The 20,363-nt window shown below is 74.5% G+C and carries 13 protein-coding genes; 9 read left to right on the forward strand and 4 right to left on the reverse strand.

Annotation, left to right across the window (positions count from 1 at the left end; translation table 11 throughout):
- A complete protein-coding gene (locus OG892_RS33180; protein ID WP_073735114.1) occupies positions 1-270 on the reverse strand; it encodes a GlsB/YeaQ/YmgE family stress response membrane protein in 270 nt (89 codons plus the stop codon).
- 389 nt (positions 271-659) lie between these two features.
- On the opposite strand from OG892_RS33180, the gene OG892_RS33185 reads away from it, so the two are divergent.
- Positions 660-1,493 carry a PIG-L family deacetylase gene (locus tag OG892_RS33185; RefSeq protein WP_371631003.1) on the forward strand — a complete coding sequence of 278 codons (834 nt, stop codon included), beginning with the start codon at positions 660-662 and terminating at the stop codon, positions 1,491-1,493.
- A gap of 48 nt (positions 1,494-1,541) precedes the next feature.
- Here the strand turns inward: OG892_RS33185 and OG892_RS33190 are convergent, their stop codons facing one another.
- The gene (locus OG892_RS33190; protein ID WP_371631004.1) at positions 1,542-2,456 is read right to left on the reverse strand and encodes an alpha/beta fold hydrolase; all 915 of its coding nucleotides are present in this window, start codon (positions 2,454-2,456) and stop codon (positions 1,542-1,544) included.
- A gap of 171 nt (positions 2,457-2,627) precedes the next feature.
- Here OG892_RS33190 and OG892_RS33195 point away from each other — a divergent pair, with 171 nt between their 5' ends.
- The 8 genes from OG892_RS33195 to OG892_RS33230 all read left to right on the forward strand — a co-directional run bounded on the left by OG892_RS33195 (position 2,628) and on the right by OG892_RS33230 (position 18,265).
- The gene (locus OG892_RS33195) at positions 2,628-3,329 is read left to right on the forward strand and encodes a YciI family protein (protein ID WP_073735116.1); all 702 of its coding nucleotides are present in this window, start codon (positions 2,628-2,630) and stop codon (positions 3,327-3,329) included.
- Positions 3,326-4,573 carry an RNA polymerase sigma factor gene (locus OG892_RS33200; protein WP_371631005.1) on the forward strand — a complete coding sequence of 416 codons (1,248 nt, stop codon included), beginning with the start codon at positions 3,326-3,328 and terminating at the stop codon, positions 4,571-4,573. The genes OG892_RS33195 and OG892_RS33200 overlap by 4 nt, the downstream gene beginning before the upstream one ends.
- Entirely contained in the window at positions 4,570-5,172 is a 603-nt protein-coding gene (locus OG892_RS33205; RefSeq protein WP_371631006.1) for a sugar O-acetyltransferase, read from the forward strand. Before OG892_RS33200 ends, OG892_RS33205 begins: the two co-directional genes overlap by 4 nt.
- 166 nt (positions 5,173-5,338) lie before the next feature.
- Positions 5,339-6,199: a DUF4132 domain-containing protein gene (locus tag OG892_RS33210; protein WP_371631007.1), complete on the forward strand. Its 861-nt coding sequence runs from the start codon at positions 5,339-5,341 to the stop codon at positions 6,197-6,199.
- Positions 6,196-11,400 carry a hypothetical protein gene (locus tag OG892_RS33215; RefSeq protein WP_371631008.1) on the forward strand — a complete coding sequence of 1,735 codons (5,205 nt, stop codon included), beginning with the start codon at positions 6,196-6,198 and terminating at the stop codon, positions 11,398-11,400. Before OG892_RS33210 ends, OG892_RS33215 begins: the two co-directional genes overlap by 4 nt.
- The gene (locus tag OG892_RS33220) at positions 11,397-12,611 is read left to right on the forward strand and encodes an AAA family ATPase (RefSeq protein ID WP_073735120.1); all 1,215 of its coding nucleotides are present in this window, start codon (positions 11,397-11,399) and stop codon (positions 12,609-12,611) included. The genes OG892_RS33215 and OG892_RS33220 overlap by 4 nt, the downstream gene beginning before the upstream one ends.
- Before the next feature lie 3 nt (positions 12,612-12,614).
- Complete coding sequence (locus tag OG892_RS33225; protein ID WP_371631009.1) at positions 12,615-16,454, forward strand: DUF5682 family protein; 3,840 nt, start codon at positions 12,615-12,617, stop codon at positions 16,452-16,454.
- Entirely contained in the window at positions 16,451-18,265 is a 1,815-nt protein-coding gene (locus tag OG892_RS33230) for a hypothetical protein (protein WP_371631010.1), read from the forward strand. Before OG892_RS33225 ends, OG892_RS33230 begins: the two co-directional genes overlap by 4 nt.
- A 43-nt stretch (positions 18,266-18,308) precedes the next feature.
- Here OG892_RS33230 and OG892_RS33235 read toward each other — a convergent pair whose 3' ends face one another.
- Complete coding sequence (locus OG892_RS33235) at positions 18,309-18,902, reverse strand: TetR/AcrR family transcriptional regulator (RefSeq protein WP_371631011.1); 594 nt, start codon at positions 18,900-18,902, stop codon at positions 18,309-18,311.
- Between the two features lie 56 nt (positions 18,903-18,958).
- Positions 18,959-20,287: an MFS transporter gene (locus OG892_RS33240; protein WP_371631012.1), complete on the reverse strand. Its 1,329-nt coding sequence runs from the start codon at positions 20,285-20,287 to the stop codon at positions 18,959-18,961.
- Positions 20,288-20,363 lie beyond the last annotated feature (76 nt).

Here is a 20,363-nt window from a genome sequence, read left to right on the forward strand (position 1 = left end):
TCAGGCGTGGCGGCGGTTGCCGGTGAAGACGCGGTACAGCACGAGGAGAATGAGCGAGCCGACGATGGCCGCGATCCAGGTGGAGAGGTCGAAGAACCCGTCGATGGAGTCGACGCCGAAGATGACCTTGCCGAGCCAGCCGCCGAGCAGACCGCCCGCGATACCGATGAGCATCGTGATGATGATGCCGCCCGGGTCCTTGCCCGGCATCAGGGCCTTGGCGATGAGGCCCGCGAGCAAGCCGATGATGATCCAAGCAATGATGCCCATAATGCCTCTCCTACCTCGTCGTATAAAGTCGCTGTCAAGGACCGTCTTTACCGTGTCGGCGCTTTCAAACGTTGATCACACAGATGCGCGGCGCCGCTGAGCGGGTCCGGTGTCCCCGTCGGAGAGCCGCTGCCGCGTGCAGCCGTCCTCCGCTTCGTGGCGCGTGACGTCGGCCGGTAGGTGTAGGACGACAGGCCTCGAAGGCCGATCGGCTGCCGCCGGGAACAGACGGTCCGGCCGGTGCGGTTGCATCAACCGGGGGACCGGCGCCGTACGGGCGGGGATTCGCGGCGACCGCAGTGTCGACCGCCCGCCGGGTGGCGGCCCCCTGGATCGCGGTACGCCCGCCGCGCACTCGTACCAGAAGCATTCCGCAGGAGGACTTTTTCATGACCGACCGGCCGTTGACCCTCATGGCAGTGCACGCCCACCCCGATGACGAGGCCACCGGAACCGGCGGAATCCTCGCGCGCTACGCGGCGGAAGGCATCCGCACGGTTCTCGTGACCTGTACCGACGGCGGTTGCGGTGACGGACCGGGGGGTGTCAAGCCGGGTGGCCCCGGGCACGATCCGGCGGCCGTCGCCTCGATGCGCCGCAAGGAGCTCGAGGCGAGCTGCGAGGTCCTGAAGATCAGCGACCTGGAGATGCTGGACTACGCGGACTCCGGGATGATCGGCTGGCCGAGCAACGAAGCCCCCGGATCCTTCTGGCAGACCCCCGTCGAGGAGGGCGCCGCCCGGCTCGCGGAACTCATGCGGCACTACCGGCCCGATGTGGTCGTCACGTACGACGAGAACGGCTTCTACGGCCACCCCGACCACATCCAGGCGCACCGCATCACGATGGCGGCGCTGGAGATGACCTCGCTGACCCCGAAGGTGTACTGGACGACGATGCCCCGCTCGATGATGCAGCGGTTCGGGGAGACCATGCGCGAGTTCCACGAGGACATGCCCGAGCCGGACCCCGCAGAGGCCGCCGCGATGGCCGAGATCGGCCTCCCCGACGACGAGATCACCACATGGGTGGACACCACCGCGTTCAGCGGTCAGAAGTTCGACGCGCTGGCCGCGCACGCCAGCCAGGGCGAGAACATCTTCTTCCTCAAGATGGGCAAGGAGAGGTTCGGCGAGTTCATGGGCCTGGAGACCTTCGTGCGCGTCAAGGACGCGACGGGTGCGGCCCTGCCCGAGAACGATCTCTTCGCCGGACTGCGCTGACCTCCGCCTGCCCGCGGCGCCCGCCCTCCTCTGTCCGGTCTATTCGGTCTATTCGATCTGTCCGAGCGTGAGCATCGCCTCCGCGACCTCGTCGACGGCCGCGTCGGGGATCGCGGTGGCCGCCCCGTCGAGGACGAGCAGCCGTGCCCCGGGGATCTCGCGCGCGATCGCCTCGCCGTTGCCGACGGGGAAGAACGGGTCGCGGCGGCCGTGGACGACGAGTGCGGGGACCGCGATCCCGGGCAGACGCTCGCGCCAACGGGGTGTGCAGTCGAGCTTGGAGAACACCATGCCCAGTTGGTTGGCCAGGTGGACCGGCGGCGCTGAGGAGGGTGTGCGGTCCCAGACGCGCCCGGCGACCGCGCGTGCGGCGGCGGGGTCGTCGCCGCGGATCTCCGCGCCGTCGGCGGCGAACTCCGCCACCGCCTCGCGGTCGGCCCAGTCGGGCATCCGGCGCGCGAACAGCCGGCTCATCGTCGCCCGGTCGTGGTCGGGGAGGTCCTTGTCGGGCGGGCCGGGGGCGACCGGGCGGGTGCCGGCCAGGGTGAGCGCGGAGAACGTGCCCGGGTGGTCGAGCACGGCCACCTGGGCGACCATCCCGCCGACGCCGATCCCCGCGAGGTGCGCGGGCCGCCCGCCGAGCGCTTCGGCAAGGGCCGCCGCGTCGGCGGCGAGGTCGCGCAGGGTGTAGGCGGGCGCCTGCGGGTCCGTCGTCGTCGACTCCCCGCTGTCGCGCAGGTCGTAGCGCACCACACGGCGCCCGCCCCCGGCGAGGCGCTCGCACAGCGCGTCGGGCCAGGAGAGCATGGTCGTCCCGCCCACGAGCAGGACGAGTGGTGCGTCGTCGTCACCGAACGACTCGATTCCCAAGGAGATCTCCTGCGTGCTGACAGGGTCGGGCCGCTCTGCGGCGGAGGTGTCGGGAGAGACGGAGGCGGAGGTGTCGACGCTGATACGAGTCATACCAGGGCAGACTCGATCCACTGCCCGAACTCATCGCTCACGCCGACACAGCGGATCATCAAAGCCCTGGCGGGGGAGCAGGGGTGAACCGGAAAAGAAATCCGCGCCGCGTTGTCGGATTCCGCGAAGGCCGTTCGTCGTCCTCATGAAGCGTCCGAAAGGAGAACGGTCATGAAGTACGTGTTGTTCATCGCCACGGACCCGGCAGGGGAGCCGGCCGACGAGAACGTGCAGGCGTGGGTCGAGAAGTGGAACGACCGAGGCGTCCGTGTGGAGGGGATGCCGCTCAAGCCGGCCGACGAGACCAGGACGGTCCGCGTGCGCGGGGACCGGGTCCTGGTCACCGACGGCCCGTTCGCCGAGACGGCCGAGTGGATCGCCGGGTACGACCTCGTGGAGGCCGCCGACCTCGACGAGGCGATCGAGGTCGCCGCCTCGCACCCGATGGCCACCGCAGGACGCATCGAGGTCCGGCCGGTCGAACCGCTCGATCTCGGACCCGGCACCGGAAACGTCCCGCACGAGGGCGACGCGCCCGCCTCCCGCTTCCTCGCGATCCTGCGGACGGACCCGGAAGCGCCCGCCTTCACCCCCGAGCCCGCCGCGGTGGCCGACTGGGTCCGCGACGGCCTCGCCTCCGGCCGCTACCTGGCCGGTGAGCACCTGCGTCCCGTCCAGGACGCCACCCTCGTACGCCGCCGCGAAGGGGAGTTGCTGATCACCGACGGCGCGTACACGGACGGGCCGGAACGGGTGTCCGGGATCGTGTTCGTGGACGGCGACTGGGAGGAAGCGATCCGCTACCTCGCCCGCTGTCCCATGGCGCGGTCCGGAAGCGTCGAACTGCGCGAGTTCTGGGGCGACTTCTCGTGAACATCGGGCCGGCACAGGTGCGGGCGGCGCTCGCGGAGGCGTACCGGGGCGAGTGGGGCGCCGTGTTCGGCACGATCGTGCGCCTGACCGGCGACTGGGAGCTGGCCGAGGACTGCGCACAGGAGGCGTTCGCCCGCGCCCTGCCGGCCTGGGAGCGGGAAGGGGTGCCGCAGAAGCCGGGGGCATGGCTGGTGACCGCCGCGCGGCACCGCGCCTTCGACGTACTGCGTCGCGGGACGACCGAGCGCGGCAAGCTGGCCGAGGCCGCCGCGCTCAAGGCGGACCGTGAACCGCAGCCGCCCGGGGACGAGCGGCTGCGGCTGGTGTTCACCTGCTGCCACCCGGCGCTCCCCCTGGAATCCAGGGTCGCGCTGACCCTGCGGGCGGTCAGCGGCCTGACCACGCGGGAGATCGCCCGCGCGTTCCTGGTGGGCGAGGACACCGTGTCGCAACGGATCCTGCGGGCGAAACGCAAGATCGCGGCGGCAGGCATCCCGTACCGGGTGCCGCCGCCCGGCGCACGCGCCGAACGGCTGGGCGGCGTACTCGCCGTCATCTACCTGATGTTCACCGAGGGTTACGCACCGAGTGACGGCAACACACAGCGCGACAGCCTCGCGGAGGAGGCCGTCCGCCTCGCCAGGCTCGTCGCCGCCGAGGCACCGGACGAGCCGGAGGCACGGGGGCTGCTCGCCCTGCTGCTGCTCCAGCATTCGAGGCGCGCCGCCCGGCTCGACGCCGAGGGTGGGCTGGTCACGCTGGACCGGCAGGACCGCACGCGGTGGGACCACGCACTCGTCGCGGAGGGCGTGGCCCTCGCCCGCGAGGCCGTCGGGGCGGGCGGCCCCTACGCCCTCCAGGCGGCCATCGCCGCGCAGCACGCCCTCGCTCCGAGCGCGGCGGCGACCGACTGGGCGGCGATCGTGACGTGGTACGACCGGCTCCTCGCCCTGCGTGCGAACCCGGTGGTCGAACTCAACCGCGCTGTCGCGGTAGGGATGCACGAGGGTCCTCAGGCACAGCTGGATGCCGTGGACGCTCTCGGCACGTCCAAGAAGCTGGCCGGGAACCACGCCGTGCCCGCGGTCCGCGCGGACGCGCTGCGCCGGCTCGGCCGCGCGCGTGAGGCGGCCGGGGTATACCGGACGGCGGAGTCGATCGCCCCGAACAGGGCGATCGCCCAGGAGTACGCCAAGCAGGCCGCAGTACTGGAACAGATGGATGAAGGGAACGTCCCGCTGTGACGCATGTGCATGAGGACGAAGTGCTCGCCCGGATCGCCCAAGGGCTCATCTACACCGAGTCGGAAGCGGCTTGCCTGAACTCCGAGCGCCGGACGGAGCAGATCTTCGACTACAACCACACGCCCCCGCGCGAGGCGGCGAGACTCCGGTCGCTGCTGGTCGGGATTCTCGGCTCGGTCGGAGAACGTACGGTGCTGCTGCCGCCGTTCCACGCGGCGTTCGGCAGCAACGTCCACATCGGGGACGACTTCTTCGGGAACGTGAATCTGACGTTCGTCGACGACGTGGACATCCGCATAGGCGACGGCGTCATGATCGCGCCCGGCGTGACACTGGCCACGACGGGACACCCGGTGCATCCCGCCCGCCGGGTCGACTTCGCGCGGTTCTCCGAACCGATCGTCATCGAGGACAAGGTGTGGATCGGCAGCAACGTGGTGGTCCTGCCGGGTGTGCGCATCGGATACGGGTCGGTCATCGGCGCCGGCAGCGTCGTCAGCCGCGACATCCCCCCGATGTCGGTCGCTCTCGGGACACCCTGCCGGGTGGTCCGCGAGATCACCGACGAGGACCTCACCACCCGCCTCGCCGGCCGATAGCGCGCCCTGCCCCGCCGGGAGCGTGCTGATCTGGCGGAGGTGCCGGGCTCGTTGTCACAGGCGCCGCTTAGAGTCTCTCCCACTCGTCACGGTGCGTTGCCCCGGACGGGTTTCATCGGCGTGCCGCCGGTTCGGCGGCCGTCCGGAACAATGGGGAGAACAGCGCATGGGGTGGGTTCCTGCGGGCGACTACGAAGTCGCCCTGGAGGCGGGCACGGTGGTCTGCCGCAATGGGAAGGGCCGGCGGCTGAAGTCCGTTCCGGCCAGATTGAAGGACGACCCGGCGGTTGTCGGACTCCGGCAGTTGACCGAGTGGCTGGAGCAGCACGCACACCAGTGCCTGACGGACGTCGAGCAGTGGATGGTGCGTTCGCTGCCCGTCCCCACTGCCGTGCTCGCCCGGGTCTGGCCGGACCCGGCGTGGCAGACGGCCCTGCGGGACGTGGTGATCACCGGCGTCGACGGTGGAGTCGCCGGGTTCCTGCGTGATGTCGACCCCGAGCGCGGCCTCGGCCTCGTCGACCTGGACGGCGACACGGTCCGCATCACACCGGACGTCGTCAGCCTGCCCCACCCCGTCCTCCTCGACGACCTCGACGAGCTGCGGGAGTTCGCGGTCGAACTGGAGGTGCGCCAGAACGTCGACCAGTTGTTCCGCGAGGTGTGGCGCCGCCCGCCCGGCCTCGCCCCGGACACCACGTCCGTGGACACCTACGCCGGCGGTGTGTTCAAGGAACTGCGCTTCCTGCACGGCCGCGTCACCCAGCTCGGGTACCGCTCACGCGGCGGATACGCGGTCTGCCCGGTCGTCGAGGACGGCGCCACCACCGAGGCGCGCATCTGGATCGGTGAGCACGACGGTTACGACGAGTACGGCACCGAGACGGGCCCCCTGGGCTGGACCGACCCCGCGGGGCGTGCGCTGACGGCCGCCGAGGTCGGCCCCGTCGCGTGGTCAGAAGGTATGCGCATGGCGGCGGCGCTCTACGCCGGACGCGACGTGGCGGACGAGGAGCGGGCGGCATGAGCACCACGACGACGAACACCCACACGGACACGGCGGCGGCGGACGAGGCGTCCCTGCCCGCCCAGACCCGGGGCCCCGTGTCAGAGGCCCGCGCGGCGGCCCTGCTGGACGCGGGCGCGATCCTCCCGGCCGGCACCACGGAGCGGGACGACGCCGACGCGCTGACCGCCCGCACCTACACGCACAGCGCCCTCGGCGACCGCACCGTGGTCCGGCTCGTGCCCGGCACCCTCGGTGAAGCCGAGGACCTGGCCCTGGAGTTCCTCGGGCTGGCCCGGTCGGCGCAGGCCCCCGTCGTGGGCCAGGTGCGCCGCGAGGCGCTGGGCTTCCCCGCCTGGGCGCTGGTCAACGACCCGGCCAACGGGCACCACGCCCTGGCCCTGGTCAAGGACATCGAGCGGCTGGGCCGGCAGGCCAGGACCCGCGCCGGAGCGGCCAAGGAGGGCTTCGACGCACTCGGCACCCGGCTCGGCCGGGCCGTACCCCACTTCCTCCCCACCTACTACGAGCAGGTCGCGCGCCTCTTCCTCCAGGCGGAGAACACCACCTACGGCGCCTCCTTCTTCGGCAAGGCCCGCGAGGCCGAGCGGGTCCACGGGCTGGTCGTGGACGAGGACCGGCAGCGGGCCGTCTTCCTGGAGTTCGCCTTCGCCGGCGCGCTGACCGTCAAGGCACTGCGGCAGTACGTACGGGACCTGGTGGTCCGGCTCGAACCGGCGGACGCCTGGGCGCAGTTCCGCCGGCTGCTGGTCGAGCGCTGCGCGGCCGGCATGCCCCCGTACGCGGCGCTGCCGCAGGACGTGCGCGCCCTGGTCAAGGCCGCCGGGCTGGACCGGGAGGCCGCCGAACGCGAGCTGGTGGCCGATCTGATCGCCGCCCCGGGAGTCGTCCGCGCCCCCGCCTCGTTCTGGGCCGCCTACCGCTCCGCGATCGTCGGCCTCGCTCGACGGGACGCGTCCGTGCGGTCCCGGCTCCTCGGCTTCTTCCCGGAGACCTTCAGCGAGGACGGCCGGGAGAAGGCGGGCGAATCCGACTGGCTCGCCCTGCTCACCGAGTCCGGCGCCGAGGACCTGCTGACCGGCTCCCCGGACACGGCGGGGAACGCTCCCGCCGCATCCGTCTCGCCCGTCTCGTCCGTCGACTCCGCCGCGTCCGTCTCCCCGGCGGACTGGCTGGCCCGCTGGGAGGCACACCGCAGGCGCAACCGGGCCACCGCGGGCCGCAGCCCGCAGACCCTCGGCCTGGCCGCCCGGATGGCGGACCGGCTGCGCACCGACGGGCGCCCCGTCGAACTGTTCCAGGGCCGCTGGCAGCGCAACGCCGACCTGGACCTCCTCGACCTCTGCCTGGCCTCCGGCATCCCCGTCGCCGAACCGGATGAGCAGGACGCGGGCACCAGGCAGAGCCCCGGTGTCCCGCTCGGCTCCTGGCTCACCGACACCGCGCCCGGTGCGCGGGACCTCGCCGCCGTCTCCGGACATCCGGCCTTCCGGGCCCTTCTGGGCCGGACCGTCGGCGCCCTCGGCCAGGGGAACGGTCAGCGGCCGAGCGACGTGACCCTGGCGAAGCTGGCGGCGCACCCCGTGCTCTCCGGCATCCTGCGGGAGTGGCTGACCGCCTGCGCCAAGGAGTACACGGCCGCGCGCGGGCTCCCCGGGCTGCAAGCCGCCCTCAACAGGCTCTCGTTGTTCCGCACCGTCGTCGCGGACGTCGCCCCGGAGGCCGTGCGGCTCCTCAGCGGCCACGAGGTCGTGCCGCTGCTCGCCGCCACCCTGCGCACCGGCGTCCTCGACGAACTGGGCTGGCCCGCGCTCGATACGGCCTACACCGAACTGGCCGCCGAATCAGCCGGATCCGCCGGCGTGCACCGGCGGGGCCGCCGGTCGGAGGACGTCGGTGTCACCGGCGCCTGGCCCGCCCTGATCCTGAACACGCTCGAACGGGCCGTCGTCGTCGGCCCGGAAGGCGTTCTGCTGCGGCACACCCTGCGGCTGCCCGCCACCGTCGACCACTGGCGGTCGCTCGCCTTCCGTTACGTCGACGGCGAGTTGCTCGTCATCTGGTGGGAGGACGGCAAGCAGCGCGGCTACTGGTCGCACCGCCCCACCGAGCTGTTCACCGTCGGCGGCGAGCAGATACCCCGCTGGGGCGGCTCCGGCCCCTCGGACGAGGTCTGCCTGCCGCTGCCCGGCGGCGGCCGCGCCACCGGAGGCAAGGCCCTGCACGCGGGCGACACCTCCCTCCCGTCCCAGCGCGCCGTCATCTCCGACGGCACCGGTCACTGGCGGGAAGGCCACCAGGGCACCCAGCGGGTGTGGCTGGAATACGACCCGGCCGCCGGTACGCACGGGCGGGCGTCCCTGCCCGCCTTCCTCCGCTCCGGGGTACGGGACGGCACCCGGCTGCTCGCCGAGCACTGCCAGGTGCTGCCCCTCCAACCCGGTCTGGAGAAAACCCCGTTCGGCACGGACGGCACGGTCCTCGGCCGCTGGGTCCGCAGCACGGCCACCGAGCCCGGCACGGCCGCCCCCGCCGACGGGCACCGGATCGTCGCCGGCACGCCCGACGGCCACACGGTCACCCTGCCGCACCCGCTGCCCGACGGCGGGTTCCCGGTGCCGCTCGGCGCCCTCACCCTGCCCGGCGGGTCGCGGCCCCTGATGGCCCTGTACCACCGCTCCGTCGTGGCGCACCCGGCGGACACGGACGGCGCCGGCGGCAGCCTGTGGTCCGTCACCACCGGCTCCTCCGGCGGGAACGACGCGGCGGGCACCCCGTACGTGCCTCCCGTCGCCTACTGGCACGCGCTGCGCCCGAGGGACGAGCGGGGCTCCACCGCGCTGCGGAGCCTGACGGACCCCCGGGCGGGGGAGCTGTTCGAGGTGGTCGCCGCCGCGGTCGCCCGGCATCTGGAGGCGTTCCGGGCCGTCGAGGAGTACACCGGGCCCTCGTCGCGTGAGCTGAGCGAGGAGGCCATCGCCCGGGTGCTGCCCGAGGTGTCCGACGCACGGCTCCTCGCGGGCGTCACCGCCGTCGTCCGGGACGCGGTGGACCGCGCCGTGGCGGCTGCCCGGTACCTGGAACCGCCCGAGCCCGCGCGGCCGGCCACGCCCCGGGACACCGCGCGCATCCAGGGCATGTTCTTCGAACACGAGCCGGAGCACGGCGACGACACGACCCTGCAGACCGCCTCCGCCTGGGCCTCGGAGCGGATGCGCGGCGGCTGGTGGGGAGCCGGCAAGCGGTGGACCGTGATCCGGCAGATCCTCGCCGTCAACCATGTCCTCGGCGGCGAGCCGGCGTTCGGCCCGCCCATCGCGTCCAAGGTTCCGTTCACCTCCGCGGACGGCTGGCAGCGGGACGAGTTCACCGTGCCCGGCGAGTCACTGACCTGGACCTCCCTCCTCGACAACCTGCCCGAACTGGCCTACCGGGCCGCCTTCGCGACCACCTCGGCCGAGCACCGCACCGGGCTCCTCGTGTTCCTGGAGACCCTCGCCGCAGGCCCGCTGGCCGATCCGGCGGGCACGGTACGGCAGGTGGAGCTCGTCGAGCCGTTCGGCGCGGGGACATCCGGACCGGGACGCCCCGAGGCCGTGCACCGCCTCGGCCAGGTGCTGCGCAGGGGCGCCCGCACCGTCGTGGTCCTTGCCCACCGCGGCCGGAACTTCCGGAGCGACTCGGAACGCTGGCTCGCCCTGGACCACGACCCGACCGGCGCCTTCGGTCCCGTCCCCGGTTTCACCCTGGACCACGAGCACGTGTACCGGCACGGCATCGACCGCGTCCGGCTCACCCGGCTCATCGCCCTGGTACGGGAGCAGGGCCCGGCACCCTGGCGTCCGGAGGCCGCGGAGGCGTTCGATACGGCCACCGGAATCGGCCCGCTCCAGTCCGTCGCCCTGCTCTCCGCAGCCGTCGGGGAGCCCGGCGCCGAGGCGCTCGCGCTGCTCGGGGCGAAGACGCGTGCCTTCGAGGCGGCCCAGGAGAGACTGGACGCCCTGCCCCGCGACGACCGGCATGCCCTGCTCCGGGCACTGCTGCCCGCGGACCCGGCCGAGCTGTGGTCCACGGGCCCCGATGTCCCGGCCGCCACCGGGGTCTGGCAGGAGCGCCTGGCCTCCCTCGTCCGGGTCCCAGAGGAACTGGACCTGGACCTGTCGGGCGCCACCCCGGGCGCCGTCGAGCTGATCCTCAACGCGGGCTCCCGGGCCTGGCTCACCCACGGCACCGATGTCGAGGACGGCACCGGCCGCCCGGCCCTGCGCCGGGTGGGCGCACGCGGTGCGGTCTTCACAGCCCTGACCGCCCTGCGCACCCTCGCCTACACGCTGCCGTACGGGCATCCCCTGCGGGCGCACCTGCCCACGGGACTCGCGGCCGTGCGCGGCCGCCTCGCCGACCCCGGCCTGGTGCTGGACCTCGGCCTCGACTGGACCGAGTCGGGCCACTCGCTCGGCCCCGTGATCCGCGCCGCCCACGGGCTCCCCGAGTCCGGCGGCGCCGGGCCCGACGGGCTGGTCAGGGCCGGCACGGCGCTGCTCCTCGCCCCCGGCCACGGCGACAGCGAGAAGCTGCTGATCCGCCCCGCCGGACTGGCGGGCCCCGACGACCCGGCGTTCGGCCTCGTCGAGGGGACCGTCGGCGGTTACGGCACCGGCGATCTGCTCGCCCTGCGCGCACTGCTGGGCGAGGAGGCGGACGCGCTGGCCTCGGCGGGCGCCCCCGATGGCTCCCCGCACCACCCGGCCCAGGACCCGACGCGGGCGGTGCCGGACCTGGTGGCCGAGGCCGCCGGCACCCTCGGCCTGAGCGCGGACGCCGCCGCCCTCTATCTGATGCTGCTCGCCCTGCCCGACCCGACGGACCGCAACTGCGTCCGCTGGACCGAGTGGAAGCCGGCCCGGGTCAAGAAGGCCCGTGCGGAACTCGCCGCCACCGCCCTCGTCGTGGAGGCGAAGCGCTCCCGGGCCGGCCGTACCCTGTTCCTCCCCTGCGGCTGGCTCGAACGAGGCGCCCCCGGGCTGCCGTTGGAGACCTGGAAGGAACGCCTGTACCCCGTCGCCGGCTCTGCCCGGACCCTGCCCCACCTCCCCGTGCCCGCGCTGTTCGCAGCCGCCTGGGCACGGGTCCGCGGCGGCGACGCCCCGGCCTACGAAGAACTGGACACCCGCGCACCCCGGAAGGGCCGCCGCCGATGACGAACGACACCACGACCACCACCGTGGACAGCACCACCACGGACCGGGCGACGGCGCCCGGCCGGGAACACCGTCAGGTCACCCCGCCCGAGGACCGGTACGCCACCGAGCTGGCCTTCCTCGCCGCCCACGACTCCGGGCCCCGCCCACCCGGCTGGCTGCTCACCCCGCGCGCCGTCGTCGCCTTCGTGATGGGCAGCGCGGGCGAGGCACTGAGCCTGCCGAAGGGCGCCCGGCCCGGCGCCGGGGTGCCGCGCCGACTGGTGATCGAGCAGAAGTTCGTCGGCGAGCGCGCCCTGGTCGAACGGTGCGTGGTCACCCTGGCCGGAGAGCGCGGGCTCCTCCTCGTGGGCGAACCCGGCACCGCCAAGTCCATGCTCTCCGAGCTGCTGTCGGCGGCCGTCTGCGGGACCAGCGCGCTCACCGTGCAGGGCACCGCGGGCACCACGGAGGACCAGCTCAAGTACGGCTGGAACTACGCGCTGCTGCTCGCCCAGGGCCCCACCCAACAGGCCTTGGTGCCCTCCCCGGTGCTCGCCGCGATGACCAGGGGGGCCGTCGCCCGCGTCGAGGAGGTCACCCGCTGCCTGCCGGAGGTCCAGGACGCCCTGGTGTCCCTGCTCTCCGAGCGGCGGATCGCGGTCCCCGAACTCGCGGGCAGCGAGGGCGCCCAGGTGCACGCCGCCCCCGGCTTCACCCTCATCGCCACCGCCAACCTGCGGGACAAGGGCGTCTCCGAGATGTCCGCCGCCCTGAAGCGGCGCTTCAACTTCGAGACCGTGGGCCCCATCGGGGACGTGGACGCCGAGACCGCGCTCGTCCGGCGCCAGTCGCGGGCGGCCGTCGAACGCGTGGGCGCCGCCTTCCAGGTGGACGACGCGGTTCTCGAAGCCCTGGTCACCGCCTTCCGGGACCTGCGCGAGGGCCGTTCCGCGGAGGGCTGGGAGGTCGAGCGCCCCTCCACGGTGATGAGTACGGCGGAGGCGGTCTCCGTGGCAGGCGCCCTGGGCCTGGCCGCCGCCTACTTCCCCGGCGACCGGGACGTGCTCTCCCTCCTGCCCGGCCATCTGCTCGGTGTCGTCAGGAAGGACGACCCCGCCGACGCGGCACGGCTGCTGGGGTACTGGGACGGGCCGGTGCGCAGGCGGGCGGAGCAGGGGGCGGCCACCTGGCGTGCCCTGTGGGACCTGCGCGCGGTGCTGGAGAACTGACGGATGAGCGATTCGACCATCCCTGAGACGGCCGTCCTCCCGGCGCGGGACACGGCGGCCGGGCCCGCGACCCCGGAGGCCGCGGTGGCGGCGCTCGCGGCGGCCGGGCCCGGGTCACCGTTCCTGATCGGGGTGCGCCACCACGCGCCCTCGCTGGCGGCCGCCCTCCCGGCCCTGCTGGACGCGGCGGCCCCCGACGTCCTCCTCGTCGAACTGCCCGCCGAGTTCCAGCCCTGGCTGGGCTGGCTCGCCCACGAGGAGACCGAGGCCCCGGTGGCGCTGGCCGCCGTGCCCGCCGACGGGCCCGGGACCGGCCCGGCAGGCGAACGCGGGCCTGCCTTCTACCCGTTCGCGGACTTCTCGCCCGAACTGGCCGCGCTGCGCTGGGCGGCGAGAAACGGGGTCCCGGCGGTGGCCTGCGACCTGCCGCTGGCCGACCGGACATGGGCGGCGGGCGATCCGGACACCCCCGCGTCCGCCCCGGTACCGGGCGCCGACTCCGCGCCCGTGCCGGGGGACGGGCACGGGCTGTCCGACGCGCTCCGGTCCCGGCTCACCGGCCGGGAGGGGGACGACCTGTGGGACCGGCTGGTGGAGGCCCTCGCGCCGGGCTCGACACCCGAGGCGCTCCGCCGTGCCGCCCTGCTCACCGGCTGGGCGCTGCGCCACGAGGCCGAGGCGCGGGGCGGGGTGCACCGTACGGACCTGGTGCGCGAGGCGTGGATGCGCGGACATGTCGCGCGGGCCCTGGCGAGCGGGCAACGGCCCGCCGTGGTGGTGGGCGCCTTCCACGCCCCGGCGCTACTGCCGTCCGCCGCCGGGGCTGTCGGGGTCGCTGGGGCCACAGGGGCCGCCGGGGCTACCGGGGCCACAGGGGCTACCGGGGCCGCCGGGACCGTCGGGGACCCCGTACCGGCGGCCTGCACGGTCTCCCTGATCCCGTACACGTACCCGCTGCTCGACTCGCGGTCCGGCTACCCGGCCGGCATCCGGGACCCGGAGTGGCAGCACACCGTCCTGGACGCCGCCGGGGACCCGGCCGCGCTGCACGAGGCGCTGATCCGCACGGCGGTCCGTATCTGCGCCGCCCTGCGCGAACAGGGCCACCCCTACGGCCCGGCGGACGGCCGGGAGATCGTCCGGGTCGCCGGTGACCTGGCCCGGTTGCGCGAGCTGCCCGCCCCGGGCCGCGGCGAACTCCTGGAAGCCGTGCAGACGGTGCTGGGGCGCGGCGAGACCTACGGCACGGGCCGCGCCGTCGCCCTGGCCCTCGAACGCGTACTCGTCGGGGCCCGCACCGGACGCCCCGCGCCCGCCGCCCCGCGCAGCGGGCTGGGCCCCGCGGTCGAGGCCGAGACCGCCGCGCTCGCCCTCCCCGGCCCGGACGACGCGCACGAGAGGACACCGCGCGACCTCCGGCTCGACCCGGCGCGCTCCACCCTGGACCGGCGCCGCGAACTGCTGCTGCGCAGGCTGACGGTGTGCGGCATCCCGTACGCGCAGGAGCAGCAGGTGACCGGCGCGGCGGGCACCGAAGGACTCACGACGCGCTGGCAGGTGCGGTGGACCCCCGCGACGGGCGCGATGCTCACCGCGGCCGGGGCCCGCGGCGTCACCCCGGTCCAGGCGGCCGAGGGCGTGCTGCGGCAGCGGCACGCCGCGGAGTGCGCGGCGGACGGTCCGACCGCCGCCCAGGTGGTCCGGGGTCTCACGGAGGCAGCCGAGTGCGGGCTCCCCGCCCTGGCCGGCGAACGGCTGACGGAACTGGCTGCCGTACTCCCCGCGAGCGGCACCCTTCCCGAACTCCTGGGCGGGCTCGACCTGCTGGACCGCATCGACGCCGGGCACCTGCCGGGCCTGTCCGCGTCCGACGGCCATCTGCCGGGCCTGGCCCCGTCCGACGACGATCTGCCGGGCCTGGCTCCGTCCGACGACGACGACGACCCGGCCCCGGACGCCACCGCAACCGCCGCCGCCCGCGCGGCCGGCACCGCGCACGCGGCCGAACTCCTGACCTCGGCCGCGGTCCGCCAGGTCGACGGCCTGACCGGCTCCGAGGAGCCGGGGGACGCGCGGGCGCTGCTCGAACTGTCCCAGCGGGCCGACCGGGTGGGCGGCATCCGGCTCACCGACGCCCTCGCCCGGCTGGCCGCCGACGGGACGCCGTTGATCGCCGCGGCCGCCGGAGCGGTCAGGGTGCTCACGGGCCACGAAGAGGCCGAGAGCTTCGGGGGGCGCGTCGCCTCCTGGGTGGACGGAGCCGTGGACAGCGGCTCCCGGGCCGCGCTCACCGCCCGGCTCACCGGCGTCCTGACGGTGGCGGGCCCGCTCCTGACCGTCGGCGTCGGCGCCCTGGACCCGTTGCTGCACCGGGTCGTCGAGCTGGACGACACCGCGTTCCTGGCCCGGCTGCCGGCCCTGCGCGGTGGCTTCGACACCCTGAGCCCGGCCGCCCGGGACCGGCTGCTGGACACCGTCGAGGAGCGGCTGGGCGAACGGGTGGACGACCTCGACGCGGACGATCCGGCGGAGCTCGCCCGCCGGACGGCCGCCGACCTCACGGCCCGCGAGCTCCTGACCGGCCTCGGCCTGCCCGTACCGCCACCCGCGCACGACGACTGCCTCCCACCGCTGTCCGCCGGCCACCCGGCCGCAACGTGCCCCTCCACCGGAGCCGCCACCGGGACAGCCGCCGCGCCCGCAACCGAGGCCACCCCCGCGCGGACCCTCGCGCCCGCCGACCGGTGGCGGCTCGTGCTCGGCCGCCGATCGGACCGGCTGCCGTCCGGCGCCGCCCGCCTGGCGACCGCTCTGGACGAGCTCTACGGTGCGGGACACGGCGAGGGATCCCGCGGCGGCCTGCCCGGCCCCGGTCAGGGGGGCGGCTCGCGGGGTGGCCGGGAACCCTCGTTCCCCGGTGTCCGCGAGTGGTCGGAGGAACTGGCCGCGCTGTTCGGCCCCGGCATCCGCGAGGAGGTCCTCGCCACCGCTGCCGGAACAGGCCGGCCGGACGTCCTCGCCGCACTCGACCCGGCGGCCGTCACCCCCTCCGTGGAACTGCTCAGGACGATCCTGCGGTACGCCGGCGGCCTCCCGGAGGCCCGCCTCGCGGCGCTCCGGCCCCTGGTCCGCCGCCTGGTCGACGAACTGACCCGGCAGCTCGCCACCCGGCTGCGCCCCGCCCTCACCGGCGCGATGACTGCCCGGCCCACCCGCCGCCCCGGTGGCCGGCTGGACCTGCCGCGCACGCTGCGCGCCAACCTGGCCACCGCCCGCCGGACGGCCGACGGAACGGTCCGGGTGATCCCAGAGAAGCCGGTGTTCCGCAGCCGCGCCCGCCGGTCGGCCGACTGGCGCCTGATCCTGGTCACCGACGTCTCCGGATCCATGGAGGCGTCCACGATCTGGTCCGCGCTGACCGCCTCCGTGCTCGCCGGGGTGCCGACCCTGAGCACTCACTTCCTGGCCTTCTCCACGGAGGTCGTCGACCTCACCGGCCATGTGCACGACCCCCTCTCCCTCCTGCTGGAGGTGAGCGTGGGCGGGGGCACACACATCGCCGCCGGGCTGCGGCACGCCCGCGGCCTGATCGAGGTGCCCTCGCGCACCCTCGTCGTCGTGATCAGCGACTTCGAGGAGGGCGCGCCGCTCGGCGGACTGCTCGCCGAGGTGCGGGCCCTGGTGACCACCGGCTGCCACGTCCTCGGGTGCGCCAGCCTCGACGACGCCGGCCGGCCCCGCTACTCGACGGGCGTCGCCGGTCAGCTCGTGGCCGCCGGCATGCCCGTGGCGGCCCTCAGCCCGCTCGAACTGGCCCGTTGGATAGGGGAGAAGACCGCATGACCGCCGTTCAGCTGCCACCTGTCGCGCCGGAGGTCACGGCCACGCTGGTGGAGGACCTCTCGCCCCGGCTCCGCAAGCGGCTGGACGCCGCGGTCACCAAACTCGGCGCCCGCCCGACACACCGCGACGGAGACACGGTGACGGTCGCGGTCGACGACGAGACCGAGTTGCGCCTGCACGCCCCGGGCGGCGTGGTGGCGACGGCGGACGCCATCACCTGCGGCTGCCTCCTCGCCCCGGCATGCGTCCACCGCGCGGCCGCCGCCTGCGCCGCCCCCGTGGCGGACCCGGTGGCGGAGACCGTAGACGGCCCCACCCCGGAGGCCTCGGAACCGGACTCAGAACCGACCCCTACTTCCGACTCCGCCCCCTCGCCCTTGCCCTTGCCCTTGCCTGAGGTGGCCACCCCAGCGCAGCGTGCTGCGGCCGACGCCCTGTGGTCGGCGGGCGCCGCCGTGCTGGAGGCCGGTGTCGACGGGGCCGGTGCCGTCACCCAGGCCGCCCTCCTGCGCGCCGCGCACACTGCCCGGCTCCGGCAACTGCCGCGCGCCGCGGGCGCCGCGCTGTCCGTCGTCACGCTGCTGCGCGCGGCCCGCGCCGGGGACCCGTCCTACCGCACCGCAGAGCTCGTCACCGCGCTGGCCGAACTCCTGGGCACCGCACACCGGGTGGGGGCGGCGTCCGGGGCCGAGCTGGCCGCCGTCAGGGGCCGGGCGCGCCGCCCGTACAGCCCGGACGGCGCGCTGCGCCTGTACGGACTGTTCACCGAACCCGTGGTCACGGACTCGGGGCACGGCGGCGCCCGCACCTGGGTCGCCGGAACCGACGGCCGCCTCTGCACGGTCGGCGACGTCGCGCCCGGCGGCGTCGGGCGAGCCCTGGGCGTGGCCGACCGCGCGGTGCGCCTGGGGGACAGCGCTCTCACCCATCGGGAGCTGGGCCGGGCCGGTCTGGCGGTCTCGGGGGCCACGGTCTCACCGGACGGCAGACTGGGCGCGGGGAAGGGCGTCAAGGCCGTGACCGCCCGGGGCGCGGCGTGGACCGAGCCGCCGCTCGCAGCTCTGTGGGCGACACCGCCGTCCGGGCAGGCCGCCCGCGCCCTGCGGTCCACCTCCCGGTACGCGGACCCGGACGGCGGCGGCAGCGACCTGCTCTTCCTGGACGTCGAACTCCTCGGCGCCGTAAGGGAGTCCGGCGGCACCTGCCTGCTCGCGCGGTGCGAGGGAGACATTTCCGTCCGGCTCACCGTCGCGGACGACGATCCCGCGCTGGCCCACCGCGACAACCTGATGCTGCTGGCCGCGGCGCCGGGGACCCGGCTGAGGATCATCGGCCGACTGGTGCCCGCCCTCCACCCCCGGCTCGCCCTTCTCGCCTGCTCGCACCCCACCGGCGAGGGCACGATCGACCTCGGCCTCGACCGCCTGCGCCGCGCCGACCTCCCGGACCCGGCCGCCCCCGTCCACCTGGCGTCGCCCCAGCCCGGAGAGTCCGACGCGTACTCGCCCCTGTACCTCCTGGAGCGCCGGGTCGAACAGGCCGTCCCGGCGGGCCGGGCCGCCCTCGGCATGCTCGGTGACGTCACCGCCGAGACCCGCCGGATCAGCCGCGCGGGCCTCCACACGGCCGCCGGGCTGCTGACCGCGCTGTGCGCCTCTGCGGCCCGACGCGACCGGGACCTCTTCGGCCGCCTCCTGCCCGCCGACACGGACGGCTTCGCCCTGTACTGGCTCACCGCCGCCCGTTACACGGCTGCCGTGGCCGAGTCCCTGTGCGCGGCATCCTGGGAAGACCCGCGGCCGGCCCGCTGACCGCCGTCACGCACGCGGTCCGGGCCCGCGTGCCGGGCGTCGCTCATGCCTCGGCGGCTGCGCCCGTGGCCGCTGCGATCAGGGCGGTCGCCGCGGCGCGGGAGGCCGCGGCCACGTCGGAGTCGTGGTCCATCAGGGCGGAGATGCCGGCCCCGTCGTAGAGGATGTGGAGCTGGTGGCCCAGGGCGTCGGGGTCGGCGGCGCCGGCCTCGGCGGCGAGGCGGGTGAAGAGTTCGCGCATCCAGCCGCGGAAGCTGTCCGCCGCTTCCTGGACCAGTCCGCCGGGGCTGGCCTCGGCGCCGGCGCGGATGAAGGCGCAGCCGCGGAAGTCCGGCCGGTCGAACTGCCGTCCCTGGGACTCGAAGACCGCCAGCATCTGCTCGCGCGGCGTGTCGTACTCCGCGACGGCCCGGGTGATCCGGTCGACGGTGCCCGCGTGCCGGGTGTCCAGGTAGGCCCGGACGAGCTGTTCCTTGCCGCCGAAGGTGTTGTACAGCGATGCCTTGGCCACGCCCGCGTGCTCGATGACCCGGTCGATTCCGACGCTCTGCACGCCCTCGGCGTAGAACAGCTCGTCGGCGGCGGAAAGCAGGCGCTCGCGCGCCGACGGCTTCGCGGTGCTCCGGGCACTCGCCATGACGGTCACTCCTTCAGACAGATCTGTCTACATTATGCCCCGGCCGGAGGCCACCCTCAGGTGTTGCCGCCGATCCGCTCGCCCGGCAGGACCGCCGCCCCGTCCCGGCCGCCGCGCACCAGTCCGAGCAGTGCGAACGCCGCGAGGACGATCACGGCGACGCCGTACTCCTGCGCGGTGGCGGCCAGTCCGCCCGCGTGGACCACGAGGAACCCGGCGATCACGGTGGGCACTCCCATGCCCAGGTAGGAGACGACGAAGAGCAGCGACAGGACCCCGGAACTCTCGTGCGGCCGGGCCAGCGGCATGACCGTACGGATGCCGCCCTGGAACCCGCTGCCGAAGCCGACGCCCGCGAGGGCGGTGCCGGCGAAGAAGCCGGTGGGGGAGGAGCCGCGGATCGAGGCGAGGGTGAGTGCCACCCCGGCGATCAGCGCGAGGATGCCGGTGAGCATCACCGTCCGGGTCGCGGCCCTGCGCAGGACCAGGACCGAGACGGCGGCCACCCCGGCGAGCACGAACAGGCTGAGCCCGCCGAGGACTTCGGACCCGGAACCGGTCAACTGCCGTGCGAGGGACGGGCCGAGTGACCCGTACAGTCCGGCCAGCGCCCAGACGGCGAACAGTACCGGCGCTGCCACCAGCATCGGGCTGCGTACGGCGCGCGGCAGCTTGATCTCCGGGGCCAGACTCGCCAGCGCCCCCGGCTTGCGGGTCACCGTCTCCGCCATCAGTGCGACGGCGACGGCCTGGACGACGAAGACCGCCAGCAGCCCGAGGTAGACCAGGTGCGTGGGGGCGGGAAGGAACTGGACGACGAGGCCGGAGACCAGGGCGCCGGTCGCCGTGCCGATGCCCGGGGCGACCGCGTTGGTGATCGTGCCGCGCTCCCGGTTGATGTCCATCATTCCCGCACCGATCGCGCCGAGCGCCGCGCCGGTCGACAGACCCTGGACGATCCGGGCGACCATCAGCGCGGGCACGCCGTCGGCGGTCGCGAACACGATCATCGAGGCGGCCTGCGCCGCCAGCGCGGCCAGCAGGACCGGCCGCCTGCCGACGTGGTCGGAGAGCTTGCCCATGGTGAGCAGCCCGAGCAGCACCGCCACCGCGTAGACGCCGAAGACCACGGTGGTGGTGATCGGGTCGAAGCCCCATTCCGCCTGGTAGACGGCATAGAGCGGGGTGGGCGCGCTGGAGGCCGCCAGGAACGAGATGGTGATCGAGGCGAGTGCGTACAGCGCCACGTTCGGCGGCAGCCGTCGGGCCCGCGCGGGTATGGCAGTGGATAGGGGAGCGGATCCGGTCCCGGATCCGGGACCGGTGGGCGCCGCGTCCGAGGTGCGGGCCGGGTTGGACGTCCGGGCGACCGAGGGATTCGTCATGACCATTCCCGTCCAGGATGTGAGTAGACCTGTCTGTCTAATCTCTGGAAGTAGATTAGACAGACAGGTCTACTCA

Origin of the sequence: Streptomyces sp. NBC_00341 (genome assembly GCF_041435055.1) — a bacterium.
Lineage (GTDB): Bacteria > Actinomycetota > Actinomycetes > Streptomycetales > Streptomycetaceae > Streptomyces.

Bases quoted from the DNA above. Each gene is read 5' to 3' on its own strand.
- OG892_RS33180 (WP_073735114.1), bottom strand. From the start codon at position 270: ATGGGCATCATTGCTTGGATCATCATCGGCTTGCTCGCGGGCCTCATC.
- OG892_RS33185 (WP_371631003.1), top strand. From the start codon at position 660: ATGACCGACCGGCCGTTGACCCTCATGGCAGTGCACGCCCACCCCGAT.
- OG892_RS33190 (WP_371631004.1), bottom strand. From the start codon at position 2,456: ATGACTCGTATCAGCGTCGACACCTCCGCCTCCGTCTCTCCCGACACC.
- OG892_RS33195 (WP_073735116.1), top strand. From the start codon at position 2,628: ATGAAGTACGTGTTGTTCATCGCCACGGACCCGGCAGGGGAGCCGGCC.
- OG892_RS33210 (WP_371631007.1), top strand. From the start codon at position 5,339: ATGGGGTGGGTTCCTGCGGGCGACTACGAAGTCGCCCTGGAGGCGGGC.
- OG892_RS33215 (WP_371631008.1), top strand. From the start codon at position 6,196: ATGAGCACCACGACGACGAACACCCACACGGACACGGCGGCGGCGGAC.
- OG892_RS33220 (WP_073735120.1), top strand. From the start codon at position 11,397: ATGACGAACGACACCACGACCACCACCGTGGACAGCACCACCACGGAC.
- OG892_RS33225 (WP_371631009.1), top strand. From the start codon at position 12,615: ATGAGCGATTCGACCATCCCTGAGACGGCCGTCCTCCCGGCGCGGGAC.
- OG892_RS33230 (WP_371631010.1), top strand. From the start codon at position 16,451: ATGACCGCCGTTCAGCTGCCACCTGTCGCGCCGGAGGTCACGGCCACG.
- OG892_RS33235 (WP_371631011.1), bottom strand. From the start codon at position 18,902: ATGGCGAGTGCCCGGAGCACCGCGAAGCCGTCGGCGCGCGAGCGCCTG.
- OG892_RS33240 (WP_371631012.1), bottom strand. From the start codon at position 20,287: ATGACGAATCCCTCGGTCGCCCGGACGTCCAACCCGGCCCGCACCTCG.